Genomic DNA, 12992 nt, shown 5'->3' with positions numbered 1-12992 from the left:
GTCCCAGGCGGGACCAGGGTGCCGTCGCACGCGTGATCAAAGACGGGAGTGTTTGTTGGTGGGTGTCGTTCTCAACATCGAAAACGGGAAGCGGGAACCCGCCTCCATCAAGGATCTCATCGACCTGACAGCCGCCGATATGGGGCGCGTCAACAAACTGATCCTGTCCAAGGCCGGCTCCGACGTCGAGATGATCCCGGAGGTCGCCAATCATCTGATCTCGTCGGGCGGCAAAAGGCTGCGTCCCATGCTGACGCTCGCGGCGGCCCAGATGTTCGGCTATTCCGGCGAGGGCCACGTCAAGCTCGCCACCGCGGTCGAGTTCATGCACACCGCCACGCTGCTCCATGACGATGTCGTCGACGAGAGCGGCATGCGGCGCGGCAAGAAGACCGCCCGCATGATCTGGGGCAACCAGGCGAGCGTGCTGGTCGGCGATTTCCTGCTCGGCCAGGCTTTTCGCATGATGGTCGATGTCGGTTCGCTGGAAGCGCTCGACATCCTGTCCAGCGCCGCCTCGATCATCGCCGAGGGCGAGGTGATGCAGCTGGCGGCAGCCAAGAACCTGGATACCACCGAGGACGAGCATTTCGCCGTCATCAAGGCCAAGACCGCGGCGCTGTTCTCGGCTGCCGCCGAGGTCGGCCCGGTCATCGCATCGGCGACGCGCAACGATCGCGCCGCCTTGCGCTCCTACGGCATGAATCTCGGCCTTGCCTTCCAGCTCATCGACGATGCGCTGGATTATGGCGGCTCCAGCCAGGAGCTGGGCAAGAATGTCGGCGACGATTTCCGCGAAGGCAAGGTTACACTGCCGGTCATCCTCGCCTACCGGCGCGGCACCAAGGCCGAGCGCACCTTCTGGAAGCGCGCCATCGAGGACAATGTCACCGACGATGCCGGCCTGGAAAAGGCGATCGGCCTGATGACCCGCCATGGCGCCATTGCCGACACCATCGGACGGGCCCGCCATTTCGGCGAGATCGCCCGCGATGCGCTGGCACCGCTGGAGGCGACGCCGCAGAAATCGGCGCTCATCGACGTCATCGACTTCTGCATCAGCCGGGTGAACTGACCCGCGCCTGGCGCCAAAGCAAGTTTGCACGCAAAATCGGGCAATCACCGCTCGACAATCGGCAGCAGTGCAAATTATCTATAAAACATGGCAAAGACCGCAGACGACACCATCGCCGTGCGCATCAGCAAGGTGCTGGCGGATCGCATCATATCGGGCGCGATCGAACCCGGCGCCCGGCTGCGGCAGGATCACATCGCCGAGGAATTCCAGACCAGCCATGTCCCGGTGCGCGAAGCCTTCCGGCGCCTGGAGGCGCAAGGGCTGGCGGTCAGTGAGCCCAGGCGGGGCGTGCGCGTCGCCGCTTTCGATCTCGGCGAGGTAAGGGAAGTCGCCGAAATGCGGGCAGCCCTCGAAGTGCTGGCGCTGCGCCATGCCGCGCCGCATCTGACGGCTTCCATTCTCAACCTTGCCGAAGAAGCCACAAAGGCCGGCGACAAATCCCGCGATGTCCGCTCTTGGGAGGAGGCCAACCGCACCTTCCACCGGCTGATCCTGGCGCCCTGCGGCATGCCGCGGCTCATCGCCACCATCGACGATTTGCACGCCGCAAGCGCCCGCTTCCTGTTCGCCGCCTGGCGCTCGGAATGGGAAATCCGCACCGACCAGGATCATCGCGCGATCCTGAGCGCGCTGCGGCAAGGCAACACCGAATCGGCCGCCGCCACGCTTGGCCGGCACGTTCAGTGGATCGGCCAGAAACCGGTCAAGACCGCGTCGGGCAAGATGCGCGAAGCGTTTGCCATCGTCGGGTAGGGACGAAGGGACAAGTCGTCGGATTCCGCGCGTAGCGATCCTTCACACCCCCCTCTGTCCTGCCGGACATCTCCCCCGCAAGGGGGGAGATCAACAGCTTTGCCGTTGCGTTAGTCCTGCAACGTCGGCCATTGGCGAAAGCAAAGGCGACATCCGATCTCCCCACTTGCGGGGGAGATGGCCGGCAGGCCAGAGGGGGGTGCTGTCCCGCCAGCCTTTCCAAATGTCCTTTATTCGACACGCAAGCCCAAGCCTTTTTAGGGGTGAGGGTTGCCATTCCCGCGCAAATATGGATTCGATAATAGATCGAACAACAAAATTATCTATAATTTCAAACCAGCTAGGAAGCACCATGACCTACATCGCCTTTTCGCCGTCCAAGCCGTCCTTCAGCCCGTTGCGCCTGCAAACCCGCTCGCATAGCTGGCAGGCCGCGGCCGTCGCCCTCGGTACGCTGTTTCTGGCGCTGTTGTCCCAGATCGAGGTGCCGATGGTGCCGGTGCCGGTCACCATGCAGACCTTCGCCGTGACGCTGGTCGGCGCACTTTATGGCTGGCGGCTTGGCGCCATGACCATCATCGCCTGGCTCGCCGAGGGCGCCGTGGGCTTTCCTGTCCTGTCCGGAGGGGCAGCGGGCGCGTCGTATTTCGTCGGGGCAACGGGCGGTTATCTCTTCGCCTTCCCGGTCGTCGGCGCGCTGGTCGGCTGGCTGGCCGAACGCGGCTGGAACGGCAACCGCGTGCTGCTCGCCTTCGCCGGCATGGTCCTCGGCAACCTCGCCTGCCTGGTTCTCGGCACGGCCTGGCTCGCCGTCATGATCGGCCTCGAACAGGCCATCACCTTCGGCTTCTTGCCCTTCCTCGTCGGCGGCCTGCTGAAATCGGCGCTCGGCGCCGCGACGCTCAAGCTGTTTTCCGGTAAGGCGGACCCGGCAGGAGCATGATCCCGAAAAGTGGAGTCCGGCTTTCGGAAGAGATCATGCTCAAACAAAAAGATGGAGCCCCATCCCGATATCTTCGGGATGGAACAGGCTCCGCAACCGCGTCCTAAGACCGATGACCGTCAGGCTGCGCTCCCACCATCTGCTTTGCCTGCTGACCTATGTCGGCAAGGGCTACAGCGCAGCCTTCGTCGCCAACTATGACGTGATCGCGAAACGTCTGGGCCGGGGCGAGGATATTCTGATCGTCTCCGGCCCCGACGACATCTGTCGGCCGCTGCTCGGCGAGGCCGAGCCCCACTGCTTGCGCGAAAGCGCCGCAGGCCGGGACGAGCTGGCAGCACGCGATGTCGGCAAGCTGCTGGCCCGGCCCATCGAGGCGGGCGTCCGTCTCAGCCTCGACGCGGCAACGCTTGCCGCCTTGCGCGCGGCCTTTTCAGCCGGCGTGACGCGTGAGGCCTGCCAGGGTTGCGAGTGGGCCGGCCTGTGCAGCACGATAGCGGCAGGCGGATATCGCGATGTCAGGCTGTAGCTCCCAACCCCGATCTGCTATTGTCGGAACCGACAGTGTCTGCGTCGCCATGGTTTGTTAATCGGGTGACCCGATTGTGAATTCGGCCCGGATTGAAGCCTGACCCCAAAAAGGCCATGCTTTGTCAGGAAACATCGAGTCTATGGCTTCTCCGCGCCGACGCGGGATGGCGCTTGGCTGAAAGGGATACGATGCGGCAAGGACGTGCGCGCTGGCTCGCGGGGCTGGCAATTGTGGCAGGAATGGCGATTTCTCCGCTGCCTGCCTACGCCAAGGAATCGACCGGCCCGGTCAAGATCACCTCCTTCTCGGGCGCCTATCTCGCCGCCCGCATCGCCGAAGGCGACAACGACCTCGACAATGCCATCGCTTATTACAAGCAGGCGCTCGCCTTCAATCCCGGCGACACCTCGCTGCAGCAAAGCCTGATGCTGTCGCTGATCGCGCAAGGCCGCTTCGAGGAATCGCTGGTCTATGCCGACAAGCTCAAGGCAGTTCCCGACGTCGAGCGCTTCTCGCGTCTGGCTCTGGCGGTCGATTCCTTCCACAAGAAGGATTTCACCAAGGCGCAGTACTGGCTCAAGCTGTCGCTCGAATCCGATCTCGACCGGCTGATTTCCGGCGTCATGTCCGGCTGGGCACAAGAGGGCGCCGGCGACCCCACCGGGGCGATGGCCTCGATCGACAAACTGCAGGGGCCTGACTGGTTCGGCCTGTTCAAGTCCTTCCACCGCGCGCTGATCGCCGATGCCGCAGGCCTGTCGGACAAGGCCGACGCGCTTTATGACGCGACCCTGACCGACGTCACGGCCGGCGGTGCCGCGCCCGAGACATGGATGCGCAACGCCCAGGCCTACGCGTCTTTCCTGGCGCGCAAGGGAAACAAGAACAAGGCGCTCTACGTGCTCGACAAGGCCGAGGCGTTCGCGCCCGGCAAGCTCGACATCCAGGCGCTTCGCGACAGGATCAGCAAGGGCGACAAGATCGAGCCCTTCGTCGCCAGTCCCTCCGAAGGCGCCGCTGAAATCCTGCTCGACCTCGCCATCGCGCTCAATCGCGGCGGCGGCGAGCCGTTCGTGCGCCTCTATCTGCAATATGCGCTCGCGCTCAAGCCCGACAGCGACGCCGCTTTGGTGCAGCTTGCCGCCGTTGCGGAGCAGCTGAAGGACGGCGAAGGCGCCATTGCGCTCTATAGCCGCATTCCAGCCTCCTCGCCGCTGAAGGAGCTTTCCGACCTGCAGCTCGGCCTCAACCTTGCCGATCTCAACCGTCACGACGAGGCTATCGCCCACCTCAAAGCATTCGTCGAAGCTCACCCCGATGACATGCGCGCCTATCTGGCGCTGGGCGGGGTCTATGCCTCGAAGGAGGATTTCCGCTCCGCCGCCACTCTCTACGACAAGGCGGTCGCGGTGCTGAAGACGCCGACCAATGCCAACTGGAACATCTACTATCAGCGCGGCATCGCCTATGAGCGGCTGAAGGAATGGCCCAAGGCCGAACCGAACTTCCTCAAGGCGCTGGAACTGTTCCCCGACCAGCCGCAGGTGCTGAACTATCTCGGCTATTCCTGGGTCGACATGAACATGAACCTCAAGGAAGGCCTGGCGATGATCCAGAAGGCCGTCGACCTCAGGCCGAGCGACGGCTACATCGTCGATTCGCTGGGCTGGGCCTATTTCCGCATGGGCCGGTTCGACGACGCCGTGCGCGAAATGGAGCGCGCCGTGTCGCTCAAGCCGGAAGATCCGGTGCTCAACGACCATCTCGGCGATGCCTATTGGCGCGTCGGCCGCAAGCTCGAAGCCACTTTCCAGTGGAACCAGGCGCGCGACCTGAAGCCGGATCCCGATGTGCTTGCCATTTTGCAGCAGAAGCTGATGAAGGGCCTGCCGCCGATCGAATCCAACACGGCGCAGGAAACCCCGAAAGTCAAGCCGGCCACCCCGCCAGCGCCGAAAGGGTGATCGGGCCATACTTCTGATGAAACGGGGCTCGCTGAGCCCCGTTTTTGTTTCGGCTTGGCGTCTTAGAGCAATTCCAGGAAAAGTGTGCGCGGTTTTCCGTTCGGAATTGCGACAGAACAAAGAGATAGAGACGCGCCCTATCGCGATCATCATTCTGTGGCGGAGCAAGGAGCGAAGCGACGCGGCGCAGACCATAGAATCCATGCCGTGACCTTAAGGGGTTGCGAGGGTGCAGAATTCTGCTCCGCTGCGTTCTTCGATCAAGGTCACGGAATGGATGCCAGGGTCTGCGCGACGCCGCTTCGCGGCTGCTTCGCCTGGAATGACGAAGTCGGGAAGGCTTTCAGCCAATCTCCAGCGTTGGCGCTCATTCTAGAACAGCTTTCGGTAGACGACGAACCCCGAGAGATCGCCGATCTTGTCGTAGAGCTTCATCGCCGTGTGGTTGGTTTCGTGTGTCAGCCAGTAGACGCGGCCGGAGCCTGCGGCTTGCGCCCTGGTATAGACGCCTTCGATCAGTGCCCGGCCGACGCCTTTGCCGCGCGACGCCTCATTGGTGAAGAGGTCCTGCAGATAGCAGTTCGGTGAAATCGCCGTGGTGGTGCGGTGGTAGAGATAGTGGACAAGGCCGAGAAGCTTGCCTTCGCTCTCGGCGACCAGCGCATGCATCGGCTCATAGGCATCGAAGAAGCGCGACCATGTCATTGCAGTGATGTCACCGGGCAGGGCGGTCTCGCCCGAGCGGCCGTAAAACGCATTGTAGCCGTCCCACAGCGGCAGCCATTGCTCGTAATCCTCTCGGGTGACGGGGCGTACGGTGAGCTGGCCTTGCATGGCTGAACCTCTGTCGTTGAAGCTGGGCGAGCAAACGGCCACCGGCACCGTCCGGCAATGGGCCAGTCCGAAGCAAAGCGTTCAACCTCTCATCAAGGCGGCGATAGGCGCTGCCTTGACGCTAGCCGGCCCGGCAACTAGGGAATGGCATCATTTCAGCGCTTTCCGAGGCCGCCGTGACGTCAGACAGTCCAGCCCATATACATCCCAGCCGCTCGTTCCAGGGGCTGATCCTGACCCTGCACAATTACTGGGCCGCCTATGGCTGCGTCATCCTGCAGCCTTACGACATGGAAGTCGGCGCCGGCACCTTCCATCCGGCCACCACGCTGCGCGCGCTCGGGCCCAAGGGCTGGAACGCTGCCTATGTCCAGCCCTCGCGCCGGCCCAAGGACGGCCGCTACGGCGAAAACCCCAACCGGCTGCAGCATTATTACCAGTACCAGGTGATCCTGAAGCCCAACCCGCCGAACCTGCAGGAGCTCTATCTCGGCTCGCTCAAGGCGATCGGCGTCGATCCGTTGCTGCACGACATTCGCTTCGTCGAGGACGACTGGGCAAGCCCGACGCTTGGCGCCTGGGGGCTCGGCTGGGAGTGCTGGTGCGACGGCATGGAAGTGTCGCAGTTCACCTATTTCCAGCAGGTCTGCGGCATCGAATGCGCGCCGGTGGCGGGAGAACTGACCTACGGCCTGGAGCGGCTGGCCATGTATGTGCAGGGCGTCGACAATGTCTACGACCTCAACTTCAATGGCCGAGAAGGCGCCGAAAAAGTCACCTATGGCGATGTCTTCCTGCAGGCCGAGCAGGAATATTCCAGGCACAATTTCGAATATGCCAACACCGCCATGCTGCTCAGGCATTTCGAGGACGCCGAAGCCGAATGCAAGGCGCTGCTCGCGGCCGGCGCCCCGGCTTCGAACGACAATCTGCCGATGCACCGCATGGTCTTCCCGGCCTATGACCAGTGCATCAAGGCCAGCCACGTCTTCAACCTGCTCGACGCGCGCGGCGTGATTTCGGTGACCGAGCGGCAGAGCTACATCCTGCGGGTGCGCAATCTGGCGAAAGCCTGCGGCGAGGCATTTTTGCAGACCCAGGCCGGCGGGCTCGCCGCCTGAGGTTCAGGCTCACTTCATCATTTCGGGGGAAATGTTGATTGGCGCCGAGAACTGGCCAGACGATCCCGCCATGGTCCGCATAGCCTGCCGCACACCCGGCATCGAGAAGGCGCCATGCACCTGCGCGGCGAAACAGGCGCTGAGCGCGATGATCTGGAGAAGTCTCGATGCCGTTTTCATGGTCGTTCAGCCAATAGGTCCCTGCCTGAGCGTTGGTCGCTTCAGCGCTGCGTTTGGTTCATGGAAATCTTTGATCCAAGGACGGGCGGGCTGGTTGCGGCCCGACAGGGGCGGTCAAAATTCCTGGAAACAGCGGTCAGCCGAGTTGCTATGCCCTCTTACCTCCCCCTAGATGGGGGAGGTCGCCGCGAAGCGGCGGGTGGGGGTGACAGCGCGACGTTCCATGCCAAAACTCGATCGATTCAAGCTGCAGTCTGCGCAAAGGCTTCGCGCGGCGATGACCGACGAGGAACGCATCCTGTGGCGGCATCTGTGGCGCATTCCAGTAGAAGGCACTCATTTTCGCAGGCAGGCGTCGGTAGGCGTTTACTTCCCTGATTTCATCTCCCACCGGCTGAAGCTGATCATTGAGGTGGACGGTGCCCATCACAGCTTCGATGACCAGCTGCGCCATGACGAGCGTCGAACGAAATGGTTCGAGAGCCAAGGCTACCGCGTCATTCGCTTCTGGAACCATGAAATCAAAAACGAACTGGATTCCGTGCTCGATACGATCTATGCGGCGGTGGAAGAACGAAAATCACACCTGCGTTTGCGCGATGGTGCCGAAGGTATCGGCGGCTGAGAGGTCGCCACCCCACCCCGGCGCTACGCGCCGACCCTCCCCATCAAGGGGAGGGTGGGAGCTTAACCATGCCAGACCTGCTCTTAGAACTTCGCTCCGAGGAAATCCCCGCCCGTATGCAGCGCAAGGCGGCGGGCGATCTCAGGAAGATGCTGACCGACGGTCTGGTCGAGGCGGGTCTGACCTATGACGCCGCGCGCGAATACTGGACGCCGCGGCGCCTGGCGCTCGATGTCAGGGGCCTGACCGCGCGCTCGAAGGATATCCACGAGGAGATCAAGGGGCCGTCGACGACGGCGCCGGAACAGGCGGTGCAGGGTTTTCTGCGCAAGGCAGGCCTTGCCTCGGTTGCCGAGGCGCATGTTCATTCCGATCCGAAGAAGGGCGATTTCTACGTCGCCCATATTTCGAAGCCGGGCAGGGCGGCGGAAGAAATCATCGCCGAACTGGTGCCGGCCATCATTCGCGGCTTCCCCTGGCCGACATCGATGCGCTGGGGGCCGGCTTCAGCCAAGCCCGGTTCGCTACGCTGGGTGCGGCCGCTGCAGACGATTCTGTGCACCTTCGGCCCGGAGACCGAGGAGCCGGTGGTGGTCGATTTCGAGATCGATGGCATCCGCTCGGGCAATATCACCTACGGCCATCGTTTCATGGCGCCGGGAGAAATCACCGTGCGCCGCTTCGACGATTACGTGACCAAGCTGGAAGCGGCCAAGGTCGTGCTCGATAGCGACCGCCGCAAGGAGATCATCCTTGCCGACGCCCGCAACCTCGCCTTCGCCAACGGGCTCGATCTGGTCGAGGACGAAGGGTTGTTGGAAGAAGTGTCGGGCCTGGTCGAATGGCCGGTGGTGCTGATGGGCGAATTCGAGCAGGCCTTTCTTGCCATACCGCCAGAAGTGGTCCGGCTGACCATCCGCGCCAATCAGAAATGCTTTGTCACCCGGCCGCAGGGCGACGGCGAAAACCTCTCCAACCGCTTCATCCTCACCGCCAACATCGAGGCCAAGGACGGCGGCAAGGAGGTCGCGCACGGCAACGGCAAGGTGGTGCGTGCCCGCCTGTCGGACGCGCTGTATTTCTGGAAGACCGACCAGGGCGATCTGCCGGATCTGGAGCAGCTCGAGGCGTCGGCGAAGAAATTCGGGCTCGATCTGAAAAAGCCGCTCGACCAGCGCATGGCCCGCCTCGACCATCTCAATGTCACCTTTCACGCCAAGCTCGGTACGCAAGGCGATCGGGTGGAGCGGATCAAGCGGCTGGCGCAGGAGCTGGCGCCAACAGTGGCGCAGTCGATCTCCCCCCTTGAGGGGGAGATGGCCGGCAGGCCAGAGGGGGTCGCTTCGGCTGCCGCGACGCCGTCCGGTCTCTCGAAGAAAGAGGGAGTTGGCACTCCACGCGAGACGACCCCCTCTGTCGCCTTCGGCGACATCTCCCCCTCAAGGGGGGAGATTACCGCGCTCGCCGCTCGCGCCGCCGTGCTGGCCAAGGCTGATCTCACGACAGAAGCAGTGGGCGAGTTTCCGGAACTGCAAGGCGCAATGGGCCGCAAATACGCGCTGCTGCAGGGTGAGCATCCGTCCGTGGCTGCGGCGATCGAGGAGCACTACAAACCGCAAGGTCCGTCGGATAGCGTGCCGACCAATCCGGTGTCGATTGCCGTCGCGCTGGCCGACAAAATCGATACGCTGGTCGGCTTCTGGGTCATTGATGAAAAGCCGACGGGGTCGAAGGACCCTTACGCGCTGAGAAGGGCCGCACTGGGCGTGGTGAGAATCCTGATCGAGAATGGGATCTCACGGCCGCTGACATCGCTCTTCGATAGTGCCTATCAAACGGCGAGTTATCTCGCGTCTAAGGCTGGACGGGCATTTGGGCCCGACCTCCTCGCCTTCTTCCACGACCGCCTGAAAGTCTATCTCCGCGACCAGGGCGCTCGGCATGATCTCATTGACGCCGTGCTGGCAGGTGGTGGAAGCGCGCCAATCTCCCCCCTTTTGGGGGCGGCGAAGCCGACAAAGGGGGGCGCTGTCCCGCCGACCTCTCATTCTGGCGCGCCCCCCTCTGCCCTGCCGGGCATCTCCCCCACAAGGGGGGAGATCGGCCAATCGCACTCGGACGACCTCCTGCAGATCGTGCGTCGCGTCGAAGCTCTGGGGTCCTTCCTCGACACCGAGGACGGCAAGAACCTGCTCGCCGGCGCCAAGCGGGCGGCCAACATTCTGGCTGCCGAGGAGAAGAAGAAAACGCTCGTCGCCGAGACTGTTGAGCCGGCGCTGTTTCGCGAGGAGGCCGAGAAATCGCTGTTTGCAGCGGTGAATCAGGCGGAGAGAGAAGCCGGCGAAGCGATTCAAAACGAAGACTTTTCCGCCGCCATGCTGGCGCTTAGCGTGCTGCGCGAACCGGTTGATTCATTCTTTGAACGTGTTCTCGTGAATGATGAGGACCAGGCCGTGCGCGCCAACCGTCTGGCATTGCTCGCCCGCATCCGCACGGCCACCGACCAGGTGGCTGATTTCTCCAGAATAGCTGGCTAGCTAAGGGACGGACAAGCCCGAACACGGGCGGCGTTCACACGCCGCCCGTCTTGTTTTCAGTCCTCCCGAGGCTGACTCCGTCAGTCCTCCAAAATGCTGACATGCACGCTGTCTGAATAGACGTCGACCTGGATCAGCGGCTCGCCATTGACGATGGCGTTCCGTGTCGAGGAGCTCATCGCGCCACTGCGCTTCAGCATGCGTTCCAGATACGCGCGATCATCGTTGCTGCGGAACCAGTCATCGCCCTGGTCGTCGGCGTCGCGCCGGTGGAACTTGTGCCAGTTGGCACGGTCCTGCCGCACCATCTGTGCTGCGCTGCTCAGCTCATAGCCGTCGCTGGCATGGTGGTCGCGATCGGAAATGCGCGCGACGTAGGACCCTAGCTCGTCACCGGCCTGCGCGCCGCCGACACCTATAGGTGACGCCAGCAACAGGCCGGCAATAATCAAAGATTTCGTCATGTTCATGATAACCCCTCGCTCTCCTACAACCCGGCGCGCTCATGCCAAAACCGATTGGCGAAATTGGGGCCGCCGCCGCCAAGCCGATCGTGCGCCGGGCTGTCGATTGGCGTCAAGCGGCATGGATCGGCCGACTGTCTTGGCCGACTGTTTTGGCTGAATGGCCTACTCGGCTTTGCCGACGCCCTCGATCGGCTGCTGCGGTGTTGTTGCCGGCTGCGGCGCTGCCGGTTGCGACTCGGGCTTGCCGTTCGATGCCGTTGCAGTTCCGGCTGGTGCGGTCTCTGCCGTCGGCTCAGTTGCCGGCGCCGCGGCGCTCGCCCTGGCCGGAGCCGGCGCGGCGAAGGCGCCGCCGACGATGCCGCCGCGAATGATCATCGGATCCTGCCTAGGCTTTTCGGGGATCGCCGCGACCTTTTCATAAGTCACATCGGGCTGGGCATCGCCGAGCGCGACGATCGATGGCGTCGAGGCGGTCCTGACCGGTTCGGATCCGCCAACCTTGATGACCGATGGCGTCGAGGTCGAGACGCCGAGAAAGACGATCGACGAGGCGTGCGCCCCACCGGTCATCGCCGCCAGGGTGAAACCAAGCGCTCCAAGCACACGCATCGACATCGAAACCGTCCCCTTGCCCAACAAGCCGCCAGCCCTAACCCAAGTAGCCTTAACCCGAGTGGATTGATGCCGGCTTGCAGGGAAACATAGCATTTTAGGCATTGATAATTCGCCAACGCCGGCTTGCCCGAAAACCACTGCCGTATTAGAGCAATTCCAGGAAAAGTGAGTAGCGGTTTTCCGTCCGGAATTCCGCAAAAACAAATACTTAGAGCGTTTAAGCGAACAGCTGAACCGCTCTAATGCATGTCGCTCAAAAGTGGCCCCGGTTTTGAGAGAACGACATGCATCAAAACAAAGACCTAAAGCGCGTCGCATGAATCCGGTTCAGCGCGACGCGCTTTAGGTCCGGTGCCTGTGAGGTGAAGCGAGTGGCTGAGATACTATCCGTCGGCGAAGCGATGGAGCAGGCGTTGGCGCTGCTTGAGGGCGGCGACGTGGTCGCCATCCCGACGGAGACCGTCTATGGACTGGCCAGCGACGCGACCAATGGCGTCGGCGTCGCCCGCATCTTCGAAGCCAAGGGCCGGCCGCGCTTCAACCCGCTGATCGCCCATGTCGCCGATCTCGCGATGGCCGAGCGCATTGCGATCTTCGACCCGCTTTCGAAGCGGCTGGCCGAGGCGTTCTGGCCGGGGCCGCTGACGCTGGTGCTGCCGCTCCGACCCGGCAACGGCATCCATCCGCTGGTCACCGCCGGGCTCGATACGATCGCGCTGCGCATGCCGAGGGGCTTCGGCGGCGAGCTGATCGCCAGGCTCGGCCGGCCGCTGGCCGCGCCCAGCGCGAACTCTTCGGGCAAGATCAGCGCGACGACAGCGCAAGCCGTGGCGGCCGATCTCGGCGCCAAAATCCGGCTGGTGGTCGATGGCGGCGCCACCCCGGTCGGGCTGGAATCGACCATCGTCAAGGTCGAAGGCAACAGCGTGCGGCTGCTGAGGCCAGGCGGCATCGCTGCCGCCGATATCGAGGCCGTCACCGGCATCAAGCTGCAGCGCGGCGCGACAGCCGGCATCGAGGCGCCCGGCATGCTGGCGTCGCATTATGCGCCGCGCGCATCGGTGCGGCTCGATGCACAGAGTGTGGCTGAAGGCGAGGCCTTGCTGGCCTTTGGTGGCGACCGCGCCGAAGGCTGGCAAGCGGCGGCCGCCTTGCGCAACCTGTCCGCATCGGGCGATTTGCGCGAAGCCGCAAGCAATCTGTTCGCGTATCTGCAGGAACTCGACTGCAGCGGCGCGGCGACGATCGCCGTCGAGCCGATCCCGGTCGAAGGGCTCGGCGAGGCGATCAACGATCGGCTGTTTCGTGCCGCTGCCCCCCGTGACAAGCTCGACTGAGCGCCA

13 protein-coding genes are annotated in these 12992 nt (G+C 63.3%); 9 read left to right on the top strand and 4 right to left on the bottom strand.

The window, feature by feature from the left end:
- Positions 1–58 precede the first annotated feature (58 nt).
- From ACYG9R_RS04125 to ACYG9R_RS04105, 5 genes are all read left to right on the top strand, one after another.
- A complete protein-coding gene (locus ACYG9R_RS04125; RefSeq protein ID WP_023668471.1) occupies positions 59–1075 on the top strand; it encodes a polyprenyl synthetase family protein in 1017 nt (338 codons plus the stop codon).
- 87 nt (positions 1076–1162) lie between these two features.
- Positions 1163–1831, top strand: a complete 669-nt coding sequence (locus ACYG9R_RS04120; protein WP_023687112.1) for a GntR family transcriptional regulator — start codon at positions 1163–1165, stop codon at positions 1829–1831.
- A 352-nt stretch (positions 1832–2183) separates the two neighbouring features.
- On the top strand, positions 2184–2774 hold the full coding sequence (locus tag ACYG9R_RS04115) for a biotin transporter BioY (protein WP_023668469.1): 591 nt from the start codon (positions 2184–2186) through the stop codon (positions 2772–2774).
- 112 nt (positions 2775–2886) lie between these two features.
- Entirely contained in the window at positions 2887–3303 is a 417-nt protein-coding gene (locus tag ACYG9R_RS04110; protein ID WP_023823453.1) for a DUF1284 domain-containing protein, read from the top strand.
- 191 nt (positions 3304–3494) lie between these two features.
- On the top strand, positions 3495–5270 hold the full coding sequence (locus tag ACYG9R_RS04105) for a tetratricopeptide repeat protein (protein WP_023709893.1): 1776 nt from the start codon (positions 3495–3497) through the stop codon (positions 5268–5270).
- Between the two features lie 372 nt (positions 5271–5642).
- Here the strand turns inward: ACYG9R_RS04105 and ACYG9R_RS04100 are convergent, their stop codons facing one another.
- Entirely contained in the window at positions 5643–6104 is a 462-nt protein-coding gene (locus ACYG9R_RS04100; protein ID WP_023709891.1) for a GNAT family N-acetyltransferase, read from the bottom strand.
- 176 nt (positions 6105–6280) lie between these two features.
- On the opposite strand from ACYG9R_RS04100, the gene ACYG9R_RS04095 reads away from it, so the two are divergent.
- Positions 6281–7225, top strand: a complete 945-nt coding sequence (locus ACYG9R_RS04095; protein ID WP_023684365.1) for a glycine--tRNA ligase subunit alpha — start codon at positions 6281–6283, stop codon at positions 7223–7225.
- Between the two features lie 9 nt (positions 7226–7234).
- Here the strand turns inward: ACYG9R_RS04095 and ACYG9R_RS04090 are convergent, their stop codons facing one another.
- On the bottom strand, positions 7235–7405 hold the full coding sequence (locus ACYG9R_RS04090; RefSeq protein ID WP_023702047.1) for a hypothetical protein: 171 nt from the start codon (positions 7403–7405) through the stop codon (positions 7235–7237).
- Between the two features lie 223 nt (positions 7406–7628).
- Between ACYG9R_RS04090 and ACYG9R_RS04085 the strand changes: the two genes are divergently transcribed.
- The gene (locus ACYG9R_RS04085; RefSeq protein ID WP_023692101.1) at positions 7629–8030 is read left to right on the top strand and encodes an endonuclease domain-containing protein; all 402 of its coding nucleotides are present in this window, start codon (positions 7629–7631) and stop codon (positions 8028–8030) included.
- A gap of 68 nt (positions 8031–8098) precedes the next feature.
- On the top strand, positions 8099–10567 hold the full coding sequence (gene glyS, locus ACYG9R_RS04080) for a glycine--tRNA ligase subunit beta (RefSeq protein ID WP_023823452.1): 2469 nt from the start codon (positions 8099–8101) through the stop codon (positions 10565–10567).
- Positions 10568–10647: 80 nt separating this feature from the next.
- On the opposite strand, the gene ACYG9R_RS04075 is transcribed toward glyS, so the two are convergent.
- Complete coding sequence (locus ACYG9R_RS04075) at positions 10648–11031, bottom strand: hypothetical protein (protein WP_081726860.1); 384 nt, start codon at positions 11029–11031, stop codon at positions 10648–10650.
- Positions 11032–11196: 165 nt separating this feature from the next.
- Complete coding sequence (locus tag ACYG9R_RS04070; protein ID WP_023684360.1) at positions 11197–11649, bottom strand: hypothetical protein; 453 nt, start codon at positions 11647–11649, stop codon at positions 11197–11199.
- 371 nt (positions 11650–12020) lie between these two features.
- Between ACYG9R_RS04070 and ACYG9R_RS04065 the strand changes: the two genes are divergently transcribed.
- Entirely contained in the window at positions 12021–12986 is a 966-nt protein-coding gene (locus tag ACYG9R_RS04065) for an L-threonylcarbamoyladenylate synthase (protein ID WP_023823451.1), read from the top strand.
- The last annotated feature ends 6 nt before the right edge of the window (positions 12987–12992 follow it).

The organism is Mesorhizobium sp. RSR565B, from assembly GCF_054719465.1.
The sequence above is the reverse complement of the archived record's forward strand: the minus strand, read 5'-3'. Positions and strand labels throughout refer to the sequence as shown.